Genomic DNA, 23,890 nt, shown 5'->3' with positions numbered 1-23,890 from the left:
CTCCAAAAATAAAATATGGGTAAAAAGTTATAAATAGTTCGACAATTAGATGGGTATAACTATATAATTGAACAAGTGGAAGATTGAGGGACTGGAGATTAGTGGCTTGTTGATCCTGATAGTTGGAATAAATCAATGGGAGTGAAAGTTGAACCCGAGCAGGCCAGAGACGTACATAATTTCACCATGGAATGGTTTAAAAAGAATATTGACCGGCAAGATCAGCGGTTCCTATTATCAGAAGGAATATGGTCCTGGCTGCAACTTCGAGGAGGTGAGTGCGATGTGAACAAGGCACTGCGAACAATAAGAAATCCCCGGGTGCAATAGTCTGGACAACCTTCACCCGAGGATAATAGTTGGAGTATACCAACCCAGTGTTAGTATACTCCTTTTTAATGGAAAAAATAAGCGTTAACTAAAAAGGAGCCTGACAAGTGAAAAAGAAGAATAAGGAAAAGACTATGAAATTTGAATACGTCATTACGGCGGAGACGACAATTGTTTTGCCTAATTATAACGAGAACGGGTTCCTGCACGCATTAATTGGTAATGGAGAAGGGTTTACGAAAGTTGAACTCAGCCCTTATGATTTAATGGATATCAACTTGAGGTACCGCGGGTCTAGTTTAAGAGGGGCAATGGACGGAGCAGAGATTTTGGTGAGGGGAACAATGAATCCGATTGTACTCGATCAGGAAGAGATCCTCATATTCTTCCCGTCTTCATCGCCATTGCGGAAAGAATGTGTCTGGTTCGGCTTGAGGCATATCGTGGACTCTGTCGCTTTAGATAAGAAACTGACACAAGTAAACTTGAGCAACGGCAGTGCGGTCTCGGTCAATGTCAGCAAGCGGACATTCGACAAAAAGCTGACCAAAGCTTATGAACTGCAGTATAAGATCCAGGAGCGCAAAAAGAATTTTGAAAATCTCAATATGAGATTGCAGAGCTCGTATCATTTATATATTAAAGAGAATGGGGTTAATTACGAAACAGAGGATGAAAAGGGCGGAGGCAGGGACGCAGCAATTTAAGGTTTTTGCTAATTTGGATTCGAATATATTGGCTAAGGATGAATGAGGCTAAGGCAATGGAAGTAGTAGCGGGTTAGCTATGAGAAAAGTCTAACAGTAATTCATAAATTTATGTCAAATCAAAAGAGCTTGGTCCATTAAATTTGGACAAGCTCTTTTAATTTGCGCATTTTTTCTAAGGAAAAGTTTTACTCCTGTGTTGTAGATAGCTGAAGAAAAATCATAAAACGAACAGAACGGAAATTTGTCGCAGTAATGCTAGCCATCTAAATCTTAATTTAGTTAAGAAATGTATAAACTATTATTTTGATTGACTCCAGCTTCAATTTTATAAAAATAAAATGTAGTTATAAAGTATTGGTTATATATACTCATTAATGATAGCATAATAATGTATTCGCTATTCTTAAAGTAATACATTTAATGAGAAAGGAGTGAGTAAATATTTTAAGAATATGCATTTAAATATTTAATTTTTATAACAATGAAATGCCGTAGTGCTTTATAACACTATTTTATTTCTTTGTGTTTTCGGATGTATTCTGAAGATTTTTGTATTGAGAACCAAGCAAGCCACAATGGTTAGAATAATCCATAAGAGAAGAAGGAAACCGAATTTTTCTATAACTGTAGGGATTTTAAATTAAAGTAATGCGCAAAGAAAAGTGCTCTAGTTGTACATCATAAAAAAAGAAAGATCTACAGGGGGAATTTTTTTGTTTGAGCTTGTGAATTCAGAGGAACAGCAAAAGATATTTAATGGCATATGGGAAGAAGTTTGGAAAGAGAAGGGGTACGAATTAGAATACTCTAGTGAAACAATAGCTCAGCTATTGTTAAAGGTCCAAAATCAATATGTGGCCACTATTGAATTTAAGAAATTATCCAGTTCAACAATATGCAGTACTTTTGATTTTAAGGCGTTTCCATTCATTGAAAAGAACTTCGACCATGGTGTAGAAATTGACAAAATATCCATTGCAAAAGAGTATAGAGGTTTTGAAGTTTTAAATGCTATAATCTCTGCTATGGGTCATTTTGCGAAGGATACGGGTTTGCTCTATTATGTCGCATTAATTGAACCGCGATTTTATTTAACGCTTCGTAAGCATTATAAAATTAATGTGGAAAAGCTAGGACCTCCATTTTTCTATAAGGGTGACACCGTCGTGCCTATCTTTTTCACTTCAGAGGAAATTCAAAAAAATAAAAACCAATATTCAAGGTTTCTGGAAAAAGTTCAACTTTAAAGTAGTGCAGTTTAAGCTACGACAAATATTTAAACATCTATGTTAATTGATTATAATACTAAGGCACTTATAAATTAAAAATTAAATAGAGCCCATTTGAACTGCACTTTCATTCTTAGCCTTGGCTATTAACGGAGGTGCATTTTTTTCCGCTCATAGATAATTAATTAATTTATTTATATTAATTTATAATAGTTATTCCAATTTTCAGAAAATAATTATTTATTTACTAGGAGAAATAGTCTACTATTAGATAAAAGATGACAATTAAATGGAAAGTATTAAAGTCGAATTGACATTGAAGAAGGAGGTTCAAAATGAAGAAATTGCTGTTATTGTTTATCGGCACGGTCCTGCTTATACCGATTTCCTTCCATCACACTGCAGAGGCGTCAGACGATACCTTTATGGACGTTATAAAAATTCCTGACTCTGAGTTTAAAAACCTGCTTGTCTATGATGATCAGCTGATTACAGCTAACCGTACGTCCTCGAGACATGTTGTCCGAATTTCTTCTTACAGCAAAACGGGTGAGTTGAATTGGGAAGTTACCGGGAGCGGTCCAGGTCCTTATGCGATAGCAGAAGACCGGTTTGTAACGATGAATAAAAACAAGGATCTGATGGAGATCTATTCCACTGAGACTGGAAAAGTCTTGAAAACGGTTAAAGCTGCTTTTGCTGACACGATCCCGAGAATTTACATCAATGAGAAATATATTATACTTTCCAGTATCTCCGGCGGCGAATTTTATACGGACGGTTTTGCGGTTTACGACATTGACGGGAAATTTCTTTTCCGGGGCAAGGCGGACGGTTTTTTAGGAGGTGCGCTTTTCAATGATTCTTTTGTGTATCAGGATTTTAAAGGCATCAAATTTATGCATCTTCCTGCTCGGCAGCAAGTGTGGCATGTGCCGTTGGAAGCCAAATGGACCCATGAACATACCTTGATGCCTGTAGACAATGTCATTTTTCCCCGAGGCTTTGAGAAAAAGGCCGGAACGGATCCAGCACTTGAAAACGAAATCATGCTTGCGGTTGACGTGAGGACGGGCACGGTTCTTGATAAAAAAGATTTTGGAAAATATGAGGACCAAACATTCACGCATTTCAAGGAGTTCGGATTTCTCGTGAATCACTATGCAGAAGACATTTTCAATTTCTATCATTTTGATGGAACGAAGAACATGACCCTTCAAATGGAATCGCCGGCCATCAAGCAATTAAAAGAGGACAATTTTGTCTCGGGGGTTTATTACAATTCATATTCCGACCTCATCGCTTCACAGCAAGGCCTGTACTACTCCAAAAGCTATATCGATACAGAAAATCGCTATCTTTTTTCATCCATTAAAGGTTTAGATCAAACAGGGAAGGTAAAGTTTGAAAAAGTGCTGGATGACATCTTATATGATATCGCAACGACGGATTCGGATAAATTATTTGCTGTCAGAGGGTCGAATAAGGGATTCCCGAATCACTCCTTTGGACTGAATGTCTACGATCCGAACGGTGCCTTACTGGATACCATCGAAACGGAGTTTATCCAATATTTGGAGTCAGATGGTTCTAATTTATACGGTTACGGCGGGAATACGCTTTATATCTTCCAGGAAAGTGAAGCGAAGAAAGATGAAACGGCGCCAAGCGCTCCGTCCGTCAATGCATTAGACAGCACCGATACCACGATGACCGGAAAAGCCGAATCGGGAACGAAAGTCTACGCTTATGCGGGAGACGGCAAGATCGGGGAAGCGACAGCTGTCTGGGGGGCTTTCAGCGGCCGTATTTCAAGGCAGCCTTCAGGTGCAGAGATTACCGTGGTGGCAGTGGACAAAGCAGGCAATCAAAGTGCGGAAAAAATCGTCAAAGTGATTGATAAGACGGCACCGCCTGTGCCAAGTGTCGACCCGGTCGGCGATAATTCAGTTACCGTAAGCGGGAAAGCCGAGTCAGGCGCCAAGGTCCATGTGTATGCAGGAAGCAAGAAACTGGGAGAAGCGCCGGCGAAGAGCGGCAAGTATTCCATGAAAATCGCCAAGCAGAAAGTGGGAACAACGATAACTGCCCATGCTATCGACCCAGCGAAAAACAAAAGCAGCAATAAAAACGTGAAAGTTGTCGACAAAACGGCACCGGCTGTTCCGACGGTCAATCCGATCACCAGCAAAACCACAGTCGTTTCCGGGAAAGCCGAAAAGAGTGCCGCTTTATTCATCTACAACGGCACGAAGAAAATCGGGCAAGGGACGGTCGACAGCAAAGGGAATTTTAAAGTGAAAATCATTGCGCAGAAGAAAGGCTCTTCGTTGAAGCTCTATGCCCAGGACAAGGCGGGGAATAAGAGTGTGGGCAAGACGGTGAAGGTGAATTAGGACTGGAACTAATATATTTAGCTGCTCATGTTTGCGGTGATGATTGTTATTCCGTTGCTGTTTCCGTTATAGGTGAAATTATATGGCTAAAGAAAAAAGCCGATTCCGTGATGGAATCGGCTTTTTATTTAGCTGAAATGCAGTGGGCTGTAAACTTCAATGTTTTAAATATTCTAAAAAATTATTCATTATGAAAAGCAGTTTATGGTAATATTTAATTAGTTATATTGGACTAATGTATTAGTCCTTTTAAATGTGTTCTTAATAGAGAAAAGGCTGAATTTAATGGACAGGGGGAAACGAGAATCAATGCCCAGTTTTTTCTCATAACCATTTATCAAATTAAAAAAAGACAGGAGTGCAGTTTATTGAAAAAGATTTTTTATGCCAGTTTTTTTGTATTGATTTTGACTTTGTTTTTGGATAATGCAGTTTTAGCTGCAGAAACGACTATAACCTCAGGTGTTGCTGTGACTAAAAAAATTACTGCAAATACGACACATACCTATCAATTTTCCACAAACAATGATGGAGAAACCTATATAACCCTTGACCAAACTACCGGTGGTTTCTCTATGTTTTTATATGATGAGCAAGGTAAAATTGTCGATTATCATTATCAGATCACCAGTGGAAATACAATTATTATTAACAAAGATATCCCTAAAGGAACATATTTCCTTAAAATTGAACCATACGGTTGGAGTGGAATAACAAGTGGAACTTATCGAGTAAAAGCGACTTATCCTTCATCTTTTAATAGAAATATTACAACGTTTGAGCCAAATGACACCAATGAGACTAGTTTGCCAATTACTTCTGGCAATTTCTACAATTCAACAGCCGAAACAAAAATTGATCGCGATGTGTATCAATTTACAGCTACAGGAGATGGCGAAGTATATATTACTCTCGATCAAATGGCAGGGGGATTTTCGATGCATCTATATGATGCTAATGGTGATTTAGTAGACTATAAGTATCAAGGTACAACGGGAAATTCCATAGTTTTAAATGCCAATATACTGAAAGGAAATTATTATCTAATGATAGATCCTTACAGTTGGAATAAAATAACAAGTGCCACTTATAGAGTGAAAGCAACTTATCCTTCCTCTTTCACGAGAAATATTTCAACGTTTGAGCCAAATGACACCGATGAAACTAGTATGCCGATTAAATCTGGCGACTTTTATAGTTCGACAGCAACGACGAATATTGATAAAGATATTTATCAATTTACTGCTAATGCCGATGGAGAAGTATATATCACTTTAGACGAAACTACTGGAGGTTATTCTATGCATTTATATGATGCAAATGGTGACTTAGTAGATCATGATTATCAAAGCACAAGTGGCAATACTATCGTTTTAAATGCGAATATTATAAAAGGGAAATTTCACCTTGAGGTGGATCCATATAGTTGGAGCGGAATTAAAAGTGCCGCATATCGAGTAAAAGCGACTTATCCATCATCTTTTACGAGAAATACTAAAAGTTACGAGCCTAACGACACTATAGAAACATCTATGTCAATGGTTTCAAATCAATCTTATTCTTCAACTAGCTATTCAAGCATTGACCAAGACGTGTACAAATTTACAACAGACAAATCAGGGACAGCAGCGATTAGTTTAGATAACCTTACAGGAGGTGCTTCTTTGTCACTGTATGACAGCAATAGAACGAGATTAGATACTTACTATCCAAGTTCTATTGGAAATTCAATAAAATTTGAAAAGCAACTTGGTAAAGGAACTTATTACATTAAAATAAATCCGTATTACTGGTCTGGACTTACTAACGCTAACTATAGATTAAAAGCTACGTTTGCAGACAAAACACCAACTGTCGATTCAATTTATGATACGGGAATCACTTTGGTGGGAACCGCAGTTTCCAATACGAAAGTCTATGCAGCAGTCGGCTCATCGAAAATTGGGGAGGCAACTGCAAAAGATGGAAAGTACAGCATGAAAATACCGAAACAAAAAGCGGGAACTAAAATCGGTGTTTATACCATAGATTTAGCAGGCAATAGAAGTTCCACTAAAACCATGGTCGTTGTCAGTGCTTCAGTCAAAGCCGCATCAGCCGGTTACAGTAAGCTTAAAGTGAGTTGGGCGCAGCTGCCAGGAGCCCAGGGATATGAAGTTTACAGAAGCACTTCGAGTGCCGGGACATTCAGCAAAGTCGGTACAATCACAAGCGGGAGCACCTTAAGTTACACGAATAGTGGATTGACAGCAGGAAAAACTTACTATTATAAAGTGAGAGCTTATCGAACAATTAGTGGAAAGAAAGTGTATTATCCATATTCTAATAGCGGCAATGCCAAACCAAGTTTAGCAGCGCCTTCAAAAATTTCAGCTTCCAAAGCAAGTGCAACCGCAATTAAAACTTCCTGGAGCAAAGTAAGCGAAGCGGGCGGGTATGAACTATACCGCGCAACAAGCAAGTCAGGAACTTATACTAAAGTTAAGACGGAGACTAGTGGTTCTTCCATTGCCTTTACGGACACAGGGTTGGTGAAGGGGAAAACTTACTATTATAAAGTGCGTGCTTATCGCATTGTCGACGGGAAAAAGGTGTATAGTCCATACACGACAATTGTATCGGGTAAATTATAAAAAGTGGCTTATCCCAATCATCTTTGGGATGAGCTTTTTTTATTTAAAGGATTTTAAACAACGGAACTAAAAGAACTGAAAATTGCTTGGTAAAAAAAGAAATATACTAAGTAAAATAGACTAGTAGTTTCTGCTCATGGGCTTTATAATAGCAACAGGAAAGCAGACGAAGAAAAAATGAATATTTTTTATAATCTGCAGGGATATAAACAAAAGCGAAAGAAGGTCCGTTTGTGAAAAAGAATGTTTGGGTGAAGATGATGTTGGTGCTGGTATTGTTCTTGTCATTATTGATGGGCAATACTGTACAAGCAGAAGGCGTTAGTTCATTAAGTGAAGGCGAATACCAAGTAGGGAAAGATATTCCCGCCGGGCTTACGAAATTCAGTGTTTCAAAAGGAATGGCCAATATTTATGTGATGAGAGGAATAAATGATTTGGTTTGGGAAACACTTGATAGCGAAAATGTTTATTACCCTAACCAAGTGACGGTCAAATTGAAGACGGGCGACCGGATTGAAGTTTACCCGGAATCCGCAGGTTCGACAATTCAAATCGGAAGTGTTTCGAAAGTGGACTTGAAAAATATGTCTGCCGGATTGTACGAAATTGGCGCTGAAATTCCAGCCGGAACTTATTTATTGGATGTTGACCACGCGAAAAACAGTGTTTATGACATGTATATTTATGTCTATGACGAGCGAAACGAATACGTTGAAGGCATCGAATTGCATCCGGCAGATGCTCCGTTTGAATACAAATTTGCCGCAGGACAAAAAGTTTACGTAACGGAGCTTGCCGGTACCATGAGTTTCACAAAAAAAGTCATTGTTCCGACAAGCTTGAAGTTGAATAAGTCATCTTTAGCGATTACGCCTAGCCAGGCATATAAAGTGACGGCAACAGTTTCGCCTTCAAATGCCGTAAACAAAACAGTCGTTTGGAAAAGCTCAAATACCAAAGTCGCAACGGTTGATGCAGCTGGAAACATCAAAGGAATCGCAGGCGGATCCGCTACGATTACCGCAACAGCAAAAGACAATGCAAAAGCAGTGAAAACCTTGACAGTAAAAGTATCTGCCAAAACGGTAAAGCTCAACAAAACAGCTTTATCGCTAACGGCAGGCAAAACAAGTGTATTGACTGCGACAGTATCGCCAGCCGACAGCACCTATAAAACGGTCACTTGGAAGTCATCGAATGCAAAAGTTGCTGCTGTCGACAGCAAAGGCAAAGTGACTGCCAAGGCAAAAGGGACAGCAACGATTACAGCTGCCGTTAAAAGCGCCAAGACAGCAACGGTGAAAGTGACGGTTACTTCTCCAGTTGCTGCAAAGTCGGTGAAGATGAGCAAATCTTCCGCAACGCTTACGAAAGGAAAGACACTCGCATTATCCGCTGCAGTAAGTCCGAGCAACACGACAAATAAAGCATTAAAGTGGAAGAGCTCGAACATCAAAGTAGCAAAAGTCGATTCAAAAGGGAAAGTGACTGCTGTTGCAGCAGGGGCTGCTAAAATCACCGCTACGACCACGAACGGCAAAACAACGACCGCGACGATTACTGTGCCTTACAGCAAAACTTTGAGCTCGGGCACTTGGAAAGGCGGCACTCATTTGCCAGCAGGCCGTTATAAAATCACGACGACATCTGATTTTGGCAACTTATTCATTACAATGAGTTCATACGACCGCTATATAAATGAAATACTGGCAAAAGATCCCGCTGATGGTGTAACAACGGTTACGACGGACATCAAAGCTGGCGATAAAATTCAAATCATGGGTTTGGATAGCGTGCAATTTACCAAAGTGGCATCCCGCGTTAAATCGAACACCTTGTCCGCAGGATATTGGACAGTGGGGACAGATATCAGTGCCGGGAGATACAGAATCACAACTACGGATTATATGGGGAACCTTTTTGTACAAAGAGGCTCTTCCTCAATTGTAAACGAGATCCTTTCAGCCAAACCGGATGCTTATACCGTCACCAGCGTAACAGCTACGTTGAAAACCGGAGACCGGATTCAAATTTCCGGAATGAATAAGGTTATTTTCACGAAGAAGTAAAAGCGAAAAAAGTTATTTCTGCTGAACTGCACTTCTATTGTTAGCTGTGGCTAACAATAGAAGTGCAGTTTTTTAATTCATGCATTTCGTCATTGTCCCATCAGTCACCAATCTTGCGTGTTTCTTGTTTTAAAAAAGACACAATGAAATTTAGTTTAAATTATCTAAAAAGTTTGACATTTATGTATATCCAAAATATACTTTCATTATCAAATTGTTACGAAACGAAAGGGAGTGAAGAGAAAGCCTTTCTTTTTGTTTATCATATCGATTTTCTTGTTACTTAATGTCTTTATTTAAGATGAATAAAAACGAAAGGCTGACAAGGTAGGCGCTTTGCGGTTTGGCCAAAAAAATGATAGGAGGAAACAACATGACGTTTTGGATCACCAGCAGCATTGTATTGTTTTTGGTCGTTGTGATTTCCGCTTATGGCCCGTTGTTCGGATTGTATGGTGAAATGGTTCACAAAGAAGAAGAGGAGGAACGGGAATGAACATTCCGTGGGGGAACATTATTGTCATCTTGATCCTGGGTGCTATTTTCATTGTTTCGAGCTGGTTCATCTCACGGAAAGTGTCTACAGCCGATGAATACATTTCAGGGAACGGCAAGCTTGGCGTAGCGTTCGGAACGACGTCTCTTCTGGCATTCTGGATTACGGGGAATACCATTATGGCTGCCCCGGAAGCGGCATACGGACTGGGTGTGATTGGCGCCATTGCGTATTCATTCCTTGGCGGCGTTGCAGTCGTGTCGTTTTCGCCTTTAGGCAAACGCATTCATGAAATCATTCCGCATGGCAAGACAGTAGGGGACTTCTATAAAAACCGCTTTGATAAGAAGAACTATTATTTCTTTATGATTATGCTGTTTATCTATATGTTCGGATTGCTGATGACTCAAGGAATCGGCGGAGGGCTTTTGCTGGAACAGATTTTTGATGTCCCTTATTCGTTGGCGGTTATTTTGACGTTTATCATCGTTATCGCTTACGCCACAATGGGCGGCTTTTCTTCCATTACGGGCATCGCTTTTTTCCAGGTCATGCTGATTTTCCTGGTAGTTATCATCGTGCCGCCGCTTGTGTATTTTTCCACAGGGGTTGCGCCGATTTATAGAGGGATGGCCGAGTTCGCCCCTGAGAAATTGGACCTGCTTTTGCCGGCGGGGATCTTGTTCATGTTTGCTGGGGCGATGTTCGCCATTGGTGAAGTATTTATGGACAACACATTCTGGCAGCGTGCTTATGCAGTCCGAAAAGATAAGTTGATGAGCATTTTCGCTTTAGCAGGAATCGGCTGGTTTTTCGTGCCGCTTGCGACGGCTACTTTGGCGTTTGTCGCCATCGGCACCAATCAGGCACCGGAAGAAGTCAATCAAGTGGCACCATTTATCGCGCAGATTTACGGCGGGAACTTTGTCAGCTGGGTGTTCTTGGTCGGGGTCTGGTCGGCGCTGGCTTCTACCATTGCGGCCATCTTGAATGCCTTGGTGTCGCTGTTGATCCATGATATTTACCAAAATATCAACCCGCGTGCAGACAACGCAAAACTGCTGCGCATCAGTAAAATCCTGACAGTGGCCATCGGGGTCTTGGCATTGCTGATCAGTTTGCCCAAATTCCTAACCATGCTCCAGATGCTGATTTTCCTGGGCGTCATCAATGCGGCGTTCGTGTTTCCCATCATTTACGGCTTGTTTTGGAAAAAGCTTGATGCGACGGTCTCTTTTATCGCTTCGATTTTAGCCATCATCGTGGGCTATATCGTGTATTACACCGTCGGCGATTTGCAAGGAGTAGTGGCGAGCGGCTGGGTTTCCTTTCTCGTGTGCTGGATTGGCAGCCTCGTGAAACCGGCCGACTACAATTGGAGCAAATTGTACCGGGTCGGACAAAGCCATGCAACGGAGGTGAAACGTAAATGACGATTTCACTCGGCGTTTTTACCGTTTTAATCTGGGTCAGCATACTGGGCTCGGCACTATTGATGCTGACGATATTCGGGTATTTCCTTTACGAATTAAGAAAGAACAAAATCTGGTGAACCTTAGGAGGGGTTGAATGTTAAAGCTCAATACATTCTCAATCACAGCACGGGATGAGAAAACGGGCCAGTTCGGCGTGGCCGTTTCGACGAAAGTGCCGGCGGTGGGCTGCCTGTGCCCGTTCGTAAAAGCGGGAGTCGGGGCCATTGCTACGCAGTCGTTCGTGAATCCGTATATTGGCATCAATGGCTTGAAGTATTTGGAGGAAGGCTTGTCTGCCCAGCAAGTAATGGAGCGGATTTTGCAGGAAGACCCGGAACCGGCAATCCGCCAGTTTGGCATTGTGGATAAACAAGGCAATGCTGTAGCATTTTCCGGCGACAAGTGCGACGGCTGGTACGGCCATGTGACGGGACCGAACTACGCCATTGCCGGGAATATGCTGGTCGGCGAAGAGACCATCCAGGAAATGAAGAAATCCTTCGACAGCACATCCGAGCTGACATTGGCTGAACGCTTGATCGCCGCGATGGAAGCGGGGCAAGCTGCTGGAGGCGACAAACGGGGCCGGCAATCGGCTTCCTTGAAAGTCTATTCCACAGAAGAATACCCGCTCGTCGATTTGCGGGTGGATGAGCATCCGGATCCGGTCAAAGAACTTCGCCGCATTTTTGAAGTCGCCCAAAAGGAATTGTTCCCATTTGTTGAAATGCTGCCGACGTTGAAAAATCCGGCAGGGAAGTTTGATTTTGAGTCTTCACGGGAGATGGGTTTGCTGCAGGACGAGAAGTAAGAGGATAACGTGATTGATCCAAACCTATGGACGGGTAGAATATAAGAGAACCACCTAATGCAGTTTTTGCAACTGCATCAGGTGGTTTTCAGTTTGATGAAAATAGTTGATTCGAAGCTCAATATTTAGATAAGGAACACTGTTGGCGGTCTGTCCATAATTAGAGCCAAGCACCAACATCGTTTACCAGCTAAATCAGGAAATCGAGCATCGCATGATTTTGGAAAAGATTTGTTTTATAGTCTGGAACAGTTTTTCTATATGAAAAGCTGTGGCAATCTTTTTGTCATATGATGCGTCTCCTAAATTTAAAGAGTAAAAGATGCAGTTGTTCTTATGAATCTACCTGTCATTTCACGCTTCAGTGCTAATTATTCAGGAAGGAACATGTATTTGAAGACCAAGTCGTATGCGAATGGCCCGTACTTTTCCACTTTGCCACATGAGCTACCTTATAGTGTCCATGAGGAAGATTGTGAAACGACTTGTACGAATAGTTGTTGTGGTTTGAATAGTCGTACCATCCTGAATGTTTAGCGGCTGGATGTTTAATGCCAAATTTGTTTACATAGGCGTATGCAAGTGGACGGTCTGGCTGTTGATGTTTATAATACTTTTGCTTATGGTGGCTCCACTTGTAAAGTACAGGCGTCCAATACACAGTATCATTTTTATAGCCTTGCCAAGCAGTTACATGTTTTAGCGGGTGAGCTCTAACGGTCATTTTTCCCTGAGAAGGGAAGTATTTACACGTAATATTATAGACCGAATGCTGCGGAGAATTGTCTCCATTGTTATGCGCCATAACAGATGCGCCCGACATACCGGTAATCAAGCAGAAAGATAAGAAGAAAAGAAACGTTATTTTTCTGAATTGCTTCATTAGTTGTCACCTTCCTAAAGATATTTTGCCACACTCATCTGACTAAAAGGGATTACCAGAAAATCGGTGCAATGCGGTTGATCTTTAAGAGCAGGCCTCCTAGGTGATAGTTTTTGTTAAGCGTTCCTTATCTTATTGTTTCTATAATGAAAGCCGACAGACAGGAGTTCATCTTTTTGCAGAGAGAAAAGAAAGCTGGCTTATAGTAGATATTCAGTGCCAACTATGTAGTAAAGCGGAATCCCTTGCTCTGCCGGAAATTGATGATAAATGTTTCATAGAATTAAAGGAAACAGAAGTTATTAAATACGGATTAATCATGTCGGCAAATTGCTTAATAAAGAAAATGCTGCAGTCTTTTACAAAATTATCAAAGTTTCTAACTGTTCTATGTAGTCACCTGTATTATGTGCCTAAAGTAAGAGAAAGTCAACATTAAATTTGTAATATTCTGATAATTTAATATAATATTGATTTTTAAATGTACAAGAAGCTGTTTTACAGATTTATAAGATTTGGGCTTAAGGAAATTTTCAAGACAGGGAACGGTGAAAAGATGTCGATGATATTGAATAGAAAGTGTACGCTTTGCCTTCGTCCAATATAAAAGTATTAATTTAAAGCCCTATTAACATTCTGCTTGAACACAGAATAGAGGAATTTTGTAATCTCGCACTGAAGAATATCCGCTTGTCGATCTGCGGGTGGATGAGCATCCGGATCCGGTCAAAGAACTACGACGCGTTTTTGAAGTCGCCCAAAAAGAATTGTTCCCGTTTGTGGAAATGCTGCCGACGTTGAAGAATCCGGCTGGGAAGTTCGATTTTGAGTCTTCGCGGGAGATGGGTTTGCTGCAGGACGAAGGGTGATAATATTAGTATAAATTAAGAAGAAATGAAAAAGTGTGTTCCGATTTATGGAACGCGCTTTTTCTCATTTATGGATTTTAAAACTAAAAATTGCATATTTAAATTTGGAGCGTTTTATGTTTTACACTGTCCAGGCGACAGAGTGGTCGTCAGCAATCAACTACGCTTAAAGGAAATTGAATTATTAATACTCGTCAATGCCATGCAAGGAGAAGGTAAAGGTATTTTGATTAGTTCAAAAAGGTATTACTTTAAGCTACGATAATTCCAAATGAGAGGATGAAAAACCGGCATTTGTGGATAAGTATAATGAGTTTTTTAAAAAAATCCATTGAAAAAGGCAAAATTCAACGGAATGAAAAAAGAAGAATACAAAGACGGACAATGAACTTGAAATATAATATAATAGATAAATTCTCCAAATAATAAGCAGCATAGAGATAGTGCCGTACCCGAAAGCCCTAATGGGTTTGGATGCGTTTTTTTGCTGTCTAAAACAATTTTGAGTTCCAGAAATAGTAAAAAAATGATAACATTCACATGACAGAGGTGATTAGAGAAAGTTGTTAAGTAGCACATTGCTTATAAAAGCAAGATGAATAATTGGGGTGGAATAGAGAAAAGAGAGGGAATTGAACATGAGAAAAAAGCTGATTTTATCTGCAATTGTTTGGAGCTTGTTGTGCACTTTATTGCCACCGGCTTCGGTTATAGCAGCAGAAGACGCAACAGCACCGAAATTTTACGGAATTGAAGTTGGTCAGAGTAAAGCGACGAGCGGAGAAAACGTAAAAGTAAGTGTCGAAGCCAGTGATGAAGGAAGCGGGATAGACACAGTCGAGGTTGTGTACCAGTATGGCGCCACAAACGACGCCGAGTCTTTTCAGCTAAACTGGAATGGCATTACTCAAAAATACGAAGGTTCTATGGAGGTGAACGGAAAATCCTTTGGTCTTAACGGTACTTGGCGAATTGCCTATATCTTGCTGACCGATAAAAGTGGGAATAAGCTGCAGGTATTTAACCAAAGACCCTATCCTATGCCACATGAAAGCATCTCTATGGATTTAAGTGCAGGAAATTTACTGATTCACGGAAACGATATCACTTCACCGGTCTATCACAGTTTAACAGTGGATAAAAACAAAACAGCCGCAGGGGAACAAGTGAAAATCAGCTTAAAAGCGAGTGACCAGGAAAGCGGAGTTGACTATGCCACTGTCCGGTATGAAAACAGAAGTAACTATACACAGTCTGACGACATTTTGCTGCAGTTCAATTCAGCAACTGGTTTTTTCGAAGGTACCGTGAAAATTGAAAATAGCATTGTGGGAGGCAGGTGGATTGTCAGTGAACTTGCCATATATGATAAGAATTTTAACTTTACTTATCTGCACAATAGGGAAACACAAGGCGATTGGCAGGATACCGTTGATTTCAGTGAAGCTGATTTTATTGTCGTCGATGAAACAGCCCCTGTCGTGACAGGCGTTTTAGCTAACGGGATATACAATAGAGATGTCTATCCCGCATTTAATGAAGGAACGGCGACATTGAATAATAAGCCGTTTGAGAGCGGAAGTGCAGTATCGAAAGAAGGAACCTACATTCTCTCTGTGAAAGACAGCGTAGGAAATGCAACAAGCATTGAATTTGAAATAGACAAAACGGCTCCGACTGTATCCGGGATCACGCAAAATAGCGTGGCCAAAGAAGTGCAGCCGGTTTTTGAAGAAGGAATTGGAACATTGAACGGTGAACCGTTCAAGAGCGGCACTGTGATTTCAACCGAAGGCCGTCATACCTTAGTAGTGGCCGACAATGCAGGCAATGAAACCATTTTTTCTTTTAGAATAGACCGCACTGCTCCGGAAGTATCCGGAATTGAACCAGGGCGTGCCTATGGATCAGAAGTAACACCTGAATTTGAAGGGATTGCCACTTTAAATGGAGAGCCTTTTGACAGCGGCACGCTGGTGACAGAAGAAGCGAATTATGTATTGGTCGTCAAAGACGAGGCAGGCAATCAAACGAAAGTGAATTTTTCAATTGATAAGACCGGGCCTATTATCTTTAGTTCTATCCCTGGGGAATGGTTCGGTCCAATAGGAAAGTATGCCAATATCGATTTCGAATTGGTGTTCCATGAAGGAACGGCTACTTTGAACGGCATGGAAATAGCAAGTGGCCATGAAGTTACAGAAGAAGGCTTCTATACAGTTAAGGCGATAGATGCATTAGGAAATCAGACAGTCGCCGATTTCACGATGGACAAAACACCGCCGAAAATTGAAGGAGCGGAATTCGGTTATTTTAACACCCATATCGTTCCGACATTCAGTGAAGGAACGGCTACATTGAACGGAAAACCTTATATAAGCGGCACAGTGATTTCTGAAGAAGGAGAGTATTCACTCAGAGTCACCGATTTAACGGGCAATTCATCTCATATTTGGTTTTTTATCGATAAAACCGCTCCGGCGGCACCTATGGTTAAAGAAATTACAGAAAAATCAACGACCGTGGAAAGTGTGCCAGAAACCGGTGTCACTCAAGAGTCGACATTCATTACAGTGAAGGACGGAGATACCATTATTGGAAAGACGGACCATTTCGTGCCTGGAAGCTATAAAGTAACAATTCCTAAGCAAAAAGCGGGAACCAAATTGACCATTACGGCAACAGATACCGCTGGAAACATCAGTGAAGTGACTGAGATGATTGTGAAAGACATCACCGCCCCGGTGCTCCCTGCTGTAAACGAGGTTTATCATTATTCATCAACAGTGACAGGAAAAGCGGAAATCGGTTCCGATATTGCTGTGAAAAACGGAACATCATTGATTGGAACAGGGACAGCCGATGCGAAAGGAAATTACACGGTGAAAATTTCGAACCAGAAGACGGGAACCAAATTATCGGTTACGGCAACCGATGCTTCTGGAAATGTCAGTGAGATAAAAACAATAGTCGTGAAGGATGGGAATTATAGTGACTTGAAATCGGGTTATTGGGCTTATGATGAAGTGATGTATCTGGCCGATCAGAAAATCCTTGCAGGGTATCCGGATGGCAGTTTTCAGCCGGATAAAAATGTCACGCGCGCTGAAGCGGCCAAAATGCTTGCAGTTGCTTTAGACTTGCCGGTGCCCATTACGAATTCCGCTTTTGAAGATGTTCGTTCTTCCCACTGGGCAAAAGATTATGTTGCCGCTGTCTCGGAATTTGGTTTGTTTAACGGTTATCCGGGCGGCTCGTTCAAGCCGGATCAAATCTTGACACGCGCCGAAATGTCGAAAATCCTTGTAATTGCTTATAACCTGGAAGGGTCCTCACCCAAGAACTTTACCGATGTTTCTTCATCTTGGGCGAAGGAGTATATTTCAAGTCTAGCTAAAAACGGAATTACTACCGGATTCCCCGATCAGACTTTCAAGCCGAAAAACGCGACGACAAGGGCACAGTTTTCCACATTCCTAGCACGAGCGATGAACGAAAAATTCCGGTAAGACAGATTAAACATGGTAATGATATAGGCGTTAAAAACAACCTTCCTCCCATCAATAGAGGAAGGTTGTTTTTATGTAAAGGAAAAGGAAATATGAACCTTTTCTATTTTACGATAGCTTGTTTCATTTAGCTAAGAGGCACTCGTTTTAGTTTGATGACTTTACTTCTCTGTTTTTTGTATAAATTATAAAATTTTAGAGTAATAATTGTTATTTTGTGATACCTTTAAAAGGTATGCTTTTTTATGAAATGCAAGGTAAGGCATGTTCTTTTTCGTTGTTTTTTTAAAAGCAATAACTGAAAAAAGGTTGAGCTATTTTATGAATCTTCTATGTTTATGCCCGTCCTTAGGTTTTAGCGGGAGATTTCCTTACAAGGCCGACATAATGGGCGAGATCGGTTTCTGTATTTCTGTGTAGATAAATTTTTGTTATAACTTGAAAGGTGAAAGGAGATGTAGGCATTGACGGATTTAAGGATGCCTGAAAAAAAGTTCCGCCCCGAGCTGGAGGGGGTTAGGGCAGTTGCGGCTTTGCTGGTCGCGGTATATCATATTTGGATCGGTTCAGTTTCTGGAGGCGTTGACGTCTTTTTCATTGTTTCAGGATACTTGATTACCACTTCTTTATTGTCGCGAATGGAGCGAGATGGAAAAATTAATTTCATTGAGAATTTGCTGGGTCTGGCGAAACGGCTGATACCCCTCTCATTTACTGTCCTGCTGGTTACCGCCCTCCTATCTATCTGGATACTGCCGCAGACTTTTTGGAAGCAGACGATTTCTGAGCTTTTTTCATCTATGTTTTATTTCCAGAATTGGCAGTTGGCAACGAGTGCGGTGGACTACTTAGGGCAAAACAATGAAGCCAGCCCGCTTCAACATTTTTGGGCTCTTTCTATACAAGGACAATTTTACATAACCTGGCCGTTCATCATTACAGCGGTCTATCTTCTAGCAAAAAAAGTGTTGAAGATGCCTGTCCGGAAAACGCTGTTAACAGCATTGGTTGCAATTTTTGCAGTTTCTCTCGGATATTCTATATACATCACTGAAGCCAATCAGCCCTGGGCTTATTTTGATACTTTTGCCCGGGCATGGGAATTCAGTTTAGGCGGCATTCTGGCGCTGCTGATCCCTTATTTGACATTCAATAAAGCCATTAGTTTCATCATTGGTTGGATTGGTCTGGCCATTATTTGTTTTACCGGCATGCTTCTGCCGGTATCAAGCGTGTTCCCGGGGTATGCAGCATTATTGCCGACCATGGGTGTTATTTTTGTCATCATTGCAGCTGAAAACACCGGCCGTTTCGGCGTGCAACGGCTATTGAGTACGAAACCGTTCATGTACTTCGGCAGTATTTCCTACGGGTTTTATCTATGGCACTGGCCGCTGCTGGTTTTCTATTATGCATATTTCAGCACGGCTACGGTTTCGCTGCAGGCCGGACTCGCCATTCTGACAGTATCGTTTATCCTGTCAGTCATCACCAGCAAGCTGATCGAAGCGCCGGTCCGCGGATTGAATGTCCGCCAGTCGAAAAGGCAGTTAGGGAAAGTGCTGGTAGCGATCATGCTGCCTGTCATATTGGTGGGAGCTTCATGGAACCTCTATGTTCAGGCAAGCCTTAACGAGGAAGCAGCGGTCGAATATTCAGTCGAAGAATATCCGGGAGCACGCGTTGTTTCAGAAAACATTGTACCGGCAGAAAACGTAGCACCAGTTCCTTCACCGGCACTTGCAAAAGGCGATCTTCCGATTTTCTACAAAAAAGGAAATTGCTCCACCTACAGTGATAATCCGGACGTCAATAAATGCTCGTTCGGTGAAACGGAAAATCCCGATTACATCATTGCCCTAGTCGGGGGATCGCATTCCGGCCACTGGTTCCCGGCTTTGGAGACAATAGCCCCGGAACTGAAGCTGCAGATTGATGTCTACATCAAAGATGCCTGCCGGTTTACCACAGATGATCTGGAGGGGGCTTTGACCGAGTCTTGTATGGAATGGAACGAAACAGTGACGGAAATGCTGAAAAACGATCCGCCGGATATGATTTTCACCACGGCGAACGTCCAGGCAGAAGATAATGTCCCTCGCGGCTATATCGAGAAATGGGAAGTGTTTGAAGGCATTACGGAGATATTCGCGGTCCGGGACAACCCGAGAATGCCAAAGGATATCCCATCCTGTATGGAGGAGACTCCGGAAGAATGCTCCGTTCCACGGGAAGAGGTATTATCCGCTGTCCTGCCATGGGAAAACACAGAAAACCTTCCCGGCAATGTGACCTTTTTTGATACATCCCCTTACTTCTGCGATGACGAAACTTGTCCTCCGGCTATCGGGAATGTCCTTGTCTACCGTGACGAACATCATCTGACTACTTTGTATTCGAAGACGATGGGGCCAGTCTTGGCAGAAGATTTGAAGAAAGCGCTCGATGGTCTGGATAGACAATGATAGCGGGAATCTCCAATAAAATCATACTTTAATTCGCGGCAGCCATCTTCAATGAAATCAATCGATTTCGAAGGTGGCTGTTATTTGGTAATGCATATGACCGGAAGTTTATAACGGTTGAATGGAGCGATAACCGAAAGAAAGGGGTGCCTTATAGAAAAGACGTTGCAGGGAAAGAGAAAAAAGCAGGTAAGTTGGTTATAATTTGTTTAGAAAGAAATATATATAATTTTCCAAAATTGTATAGATCAATAAGTTTGCTATTGTCTTATAATAAGCCTAAAGGGTAAATCTGATTCAGGAGGTGCTTGACATGAACATCTTATTAATAGGCGACAGCGGCCATGCTCGTGTCATTGCTGATATCGTTAATTCTTCAGGCAATCAAATAGTAGCAAAGCTGGATGATAAATACGCTGAGCTTTTTAAGGAAGATGGCTGCTGGTTTGGACCGGTTTCTGAAGTAGGGCACTTGCTTGGGGAAGAGCAGGCTAAAGTGATTGTAGCGATTGGGGCTAACTCAGTGAGAAGAAAAATCGTTGAGCGCCTGGCGTTAAACGCCGATCAATATGCGACCGCCATCCATAAAGATGCCATTGTCAGCCCGAGCGCCGCCATTGGGCACGGCACTGTCGTAATGCCGGGAGCGGTGGTAAACGCAGCGGCAATCGTCGGCGATCATACGATTATAAATTCGCGTTCTGTAGTGGAACATGATTGTGTGGTGGGAGACTATGTCCATGTATCTCCTGGTGCAACAGTGGCAGGAGTGACTAAACTTGGAGAAGGAGTCTTGATCGAGGCGGGCGCAAGTGTAACTGCGACAAAAGAAATTGGCCAGTGGAGTGTTGTCCGCGCTGGATCGGCTGTGATAGAAGACGTCAGGGAATATACGACTGTTATGGGAGTGCCGGCTCGGGAGGTTACTTCTGAAGCGAACGAGTTGAAGCTATGAAGCACAATTGAGTAAGAGAGAAGAATTAAAGATGTTTAGTGGCGGCTGAGACAGTGAAAGATGAAAACATACTTTCAATGTTTAAAGCAAAAAGATGGTTTCGAAACTTCGAAGCCATCTTTTTTTATTGCTCAAATATTATACTTTACCCATATTTAACCTTTCCTCAATAGAATGTATACAATGGGATTTTTCAGCTTCATTTATTTGCCACTACAGTTCTAAGAAAGATAATGGTGCAAGGGGAATTTGTTTCGTACAATACAGGTATTTTTAAAAATACCTTAATAAAAAGGGGAACAACTGATGAAGAAATTCTCGCTCTTGAACTTTATGTTGATGCTTGTCATAGTGGCGCTTCTGTCTGCATGTGGAAAGAGTGAACCGGAGAGCAGTCAAGCTGTCGAAAAAGCAGCGGTTGAAGAAAAGAAAATACTAAGAATCGTGACGGACGGTGCCTATGCCCCGATGGAGTATATGGAGGGTGAAGAAGTCGTCGGATTCGGGGTTGACTTTGCAAAAGCAGTTGCACTGGAAGCGGGGTATGAAGCGGATATCGAAGCAGTCGGCTGGGAACCGATGTTTGAGGAAATCGAAAGTAAAACGGCGGATATGGCGATTTCTTCTATCACGATCACTGATAAGCGGAAACAGACATATGATTTTTCCGTGCCCTATTATTTATCTACACACAAAATTATGGTATCTAAAGATAGTGGCATAGAGAGCGTTACCGATTTGAAAGGAAAGAAGATGGCCGTGTTGAACGGTTCAACCGGGCAGACAGCGGCAAAAAGCATTGCAGGAAAATACAGTCAAGAAGTTTTGAAGTTTGCAGACCATAACTTGGCCATCCAGGAGCTGGTGAAAGGCCGTGCGGATGCAGTCATCGCTGATAATGCCGTTGTGGACTATTATGTGAAGATGCACTCGGAACAAAATTTAAAAGCCGTTACGGACGACAGTTTTGAAAATGAGTTTTATGGCGTCTTATTCCCGAAAGGCAGCGGCTTAAAAATGGAAATCGATGAAGCCATTAATATCCTCCTCGATAACGGGAAGTATGCAGAAATCTATGAAAAATGGTTCGGCATAGCACCGGATATCAAGACTTTGAAAGCACAACAATTAAAGTGAATTGTAAGCGGACATACGTAACTCTTACGGCCGGGGTCATGCAATATTTGTCGAAAGAAGCTTTACGATCCACTTTGACGGGTTTCAACCGGGCTGAAGCAGGCAATGTATAATGGAGGAATCGTTTTAAAGATGTCGAAATAGAATCGTGAGAGGGGATGGAAAACATGAGTATGCAGCAAATCGTCGCGAATGACTTAGTGAGAGATGAATATGGCAATTATTACGAAGTGGTAGGTGTAGATACAGAAGGAGAAACCCTGAAGGCGCTTGAGGTATCCAACTTGTATTTTGAAATCTCATTCCGCAGCCCTGCGGATAGCGAAAGCATAGGGGAGGAATACAAAGGCAAACCGCTTGGTGTCTACTTGCAGGACCAGCTGAATGCCTATGTGGATGACATCCAGAAACGGGAACGGCCGATTTACGGAATACGCGATTTGATGGTCAACCGGATCAAAGTTTATGCGGTGGATATCACACAGCCGCATCCAAAGCGGAACCAGACAGTTTAGTCTTTTGGAGCGAATAGCAGACGGGCCATCTTCACAGGGAAAGTTGTGGAGATGGCTTTTAATATTTCGGGTTTATATAAGTTGAGCTAAAGGTGATTTTTTATTTGCCGCTTCGGCGCTTTGGATAATGCAAAGACTTGTGCTCCTGCGCAAGCTCGTTGCAAAGCTATTTTGCGGATTATCCGCAGCTCAAGATGATTAATAAATCTAATATAGATTGAATAATTAAATAACTTGAAGTTTGATAGGCTCATCTGCATATTCGATAGTGTTTTTGGTTCAGTCCCACATTTTTTCACTATACTTTTCCTCTTTCGATTTGGATAGTAATGCATATTCAATTTTGTGAATTGGATAGGTATTATTTTCACTATAGGATGGAAATGGAGTGATCGCGTGATGATTAGCTTTTATAAATTGAGATTGACGTGGCTGGAAATGATCCACAATGATGTCCGTTGCCCGCAAATGAAAAAGAAATTGGAGTCAAAAATAGAGTATTATAAAGACAGATTGCAAGAAGTAAGTACGACAAGCAGCCACCTTCGAAGTTAAACACTTCAAAAGGCAGCTGCTTTTTGCATTGGAAAGATTTTCAGAGAGCTGCACAGCAATGGATGCCGGAAGAATACGCTGGTTTCGCAAGTAAATATCTGACATGTTTAGTTTCATTTTGATGGGGAAAAGAACCATATCGAGAAAATAAAAATGGAAAATATAAACTATTAGGAAGAAGGGTTTCTATTTGGGCTTAAATCCTATTATATTGGTCATCATCATTTTCATGATCAGTATCGTTTATGTGACGCTGTCGACGGTCCGGATGATTTTGATGATGAAAGGCTACCGGTATTTGGCAGCCGGCTTGTCCGTATTCGAAGTTATCATCAATATTCTGGGCTTGGGGCTAGTGCTCGAAAACATTTCCGAAATCCAGAATTTGATTTCGTACGCGGTTGGCTTCGGCGCTGGGATTGTCGTCGGTTCAATCATCGAAGACAAACTGACGCTCGGCTATGTGACCGCGACGGTAGTGTCTCCGGATAATTCGGACCATTTGTCAAAGCAATTGCGTGAGCTAGGTTACGGCGTGACGGATTGGGAGACGAACGGGCATGAAGGGCCGCGCCGCTCGCTGCAGATCCTGACACCGAAGAAACGTGAATTGAAATTGTACCAGACGATCAAAGAACTGGAACCGCAGGCATTTGTGGTCGCCAATGATTCGAAGACCATTCACGGCGGGTTCTGGATCCGGACTGTGAGAGGGAGAAGAATGTCTCATTGATCTCTTCGCAAATACCCTATTAAATTCAAAAGCTTCTGGAGATCCTTATGAATCCAGCAGCTTTTGTTACGGGTTATAATACTTGGGGATAAAGAGATACATTACCATTCAACCGGA

General features: G+C 41.8%; 16 protein-coding genes. All 16 read left to right on the top strand.

The genetic code is table 11. The annotated features are described in order from the left end of the window. Window positions 1–437 precede the first annotated feature (437 nt). Window positions 438–1,037, top strand: coding sequence for a competence protein ComK (locus QWY16_RS14990; protein ID WP_300990031.1), 600 nt, complete (start codon window positions 438–440; stop codon window positions 1,035–1,037). Window positions 1,038–1,753: 716 nt separating this feature from the next. After that, window positions 1,754–2,287 (top strand): hypothetical protein, encoded by a 534-nt coding sequence (locus QWY16_RS14985; protein ID WP_300990030.1) that lies wholly within the window; start codon window positions 1,754–1,756, stop codon window positions 2,285–2,287. A 317-nt stretch (window positions 2,288–2,604) separates the two neighbouring features. Further along, window positions 2,605–4,665, top strand: a complete 2,061-nt coding sequence (locus tag QWY16_RS14980) for an Ig-like domain-containing protein (RefSeq protein WP_300990029.1) — start codon at window positions 2,605–2,607, stop codon at window positions 4,663–4,665. Window positions 4,666–5,033: 368 nt separating this feature from the next. Further along, window positions 5,034–7,298: a fibronectin type III domain-containing protein gene (locus tag QWY16_RS14975; RefSeq protein WP_300990028.1), complete on the top strand. Its 2,265-nt coding sequence runs from the start codon at window positions 5,034–5,036 to the stop codon at window positions 7,296–7,298. A 233-nt stretch (window positions 7,299–7,531) separates the two neighbouring features. Then, window positions 7,532–9,370 (top strand): Ig-like domain-containing protein, encoded by a 1,839-nt coding sequence (locus QWY16_RS14970; protein ID WP_300990027.1) that lies wholly within the window; start codon window positions 7,532–7,534, stop codon window positions 9,368–9,370. 373 nt (window positions 9,371–9,743) lie between these two features. After that, window positions 9,744–9,866: a hypothetical protein gene (locus tag QWY16_RS14965; protein WP_300990026.1), complete on the top strand. Its 123-nt coding sequence runs from the start codon at window positions 9,744–9,746 to the stop codon at window positions 9,864–9,866. Then, window positions 9,863–11,299, top strand: coding sequence for a sodium:solute symporter family transporter (locus QWY16_RS14960; RefSeq protein ID WP_300990025.1), 1,437 nt, complete (start codon window positions 9,863–9,865; stop codon window positions 11,297–11,299). The genes QWY16_RS14965 and QWY16_RS14960 overlap by 4 nt, the downstream gene beginning before the upstream one ends. Continuing rightward, complete coding sequence (locus QWY16_RS14955) at window positions 11,296–11,418, top strand: hypothetical protein (RefSeq protein WP_300990024.1); 123 nt, start codon at window positions 11,296–11,298, stop codon at window positions 11,416–11,418. Before QWY16_RS14960 ends, QWY16_RS14955 begins: the two co-directional genes overlap by 4 nt. Before the next feature lie 17 nt (window positions 11,419–11,435). Continuing rightward, entirely contained in the window at window positions 11,436–12,152 is a 717-nt protein-coding gene (locus QWY16_RS14950; protein ID WP_300990023.1) for a DUF1028 domain-containing protein, read from the top strand. Between the two features lie 1,587 nt (window positions 12,153–13,739). Continuing rightward, window positions 13,740–13,904 carry a hypothetical protein gene (locus tag QWY16_RS14945; protein ID WP_300990022.1) on the top strand — a complete coding sequence of 55 codons (165 nt, stop codon included), beginning with the start codon at window positions 13,740–13,742 and terminating at the stop codon, window positions 13,902–13,904. A gap of 638 nt (window positions 13,905–14,542) precedes the next feature. Further along, entirely contained in the window at window positions 14,543–17,413 is a 2,871-nt protein-coding gene (locus QWY16_RS14940) for an S-layer homology domain-containing protein (RefSeq protein ID WP_300990021.1), read from the top strand. A gap of 464 nt (window positions 17,414–17,877) precedes the next feature. Then, entirely contained in the window at window positions 17,878–19,878 is a 2,001-nt protein-coding gene (locus QWY16_RS14935) for an acyltransferase family protein (RefSeq protein WP_300990020.1), read from the top strand. Window positions 19,879–20,191: 313 nt separating this feature from the next. After that, a complete protein-coding gene (locus QWY16_RS14930) occupies window positions 20,192–20,833 on the top strand; it encodes an acetyltransferase (RefSeq protein ID WP_300990019.1) in 642 nt (213 codons plus the stop codon). A 306-nt stretch (window positions 20,834–21,139) separates the two neighbouring features. Continuing rightward, window positions 21,140–21,970, top strand: coding sequence for a transporter substrate-binding domain-containing protein (locus QWY16_RS14925; RefSeq protein WP_300990018.1), 831 nt, complete (start codon window positions 21,140–21,142; stop codon window positions 21,968–21,970). Window positions 21,971–22,137: 167 nt separating this feature from the next. Further along, a complete protein-coding gene (locus QWY16_RS14920; protein ID WP_300990016.1) occupies window positions 22,138–22,485 on the top strand; it encodes a hypothetical protein in 348 nt (115 codons plus the stop codon). Between the two features lie 745 nt (window positions 22,486–23,230). Then, a complete protein-coding gene (locus tag QWY16_RS14915) occupies window positions 23,231–23,773 on the top strand; it encodes a DUF2179 domain-containing protein (protein WP_300990015.1) in 543 nt (180 codons plus the stop codon). Window positions 23,774–23,890 lie beyond the last annotated feature (117 nt).

The sequence above is a fragment of the Planococcus shenhongbingii genome (assembly GCF_030413635.1).
GTDB classification, from domain to species: Bacteria; Bacillota; Bacilli; order Bacillales_A; family Planococcaceae; genus Planococcus; species Planococcus shenhongbingii.
The sequence above is the reverse complement of the archived record's forward strand: the minus strand, read 5'-3'. Positions and strand labels throughout refer to the sequence as shown.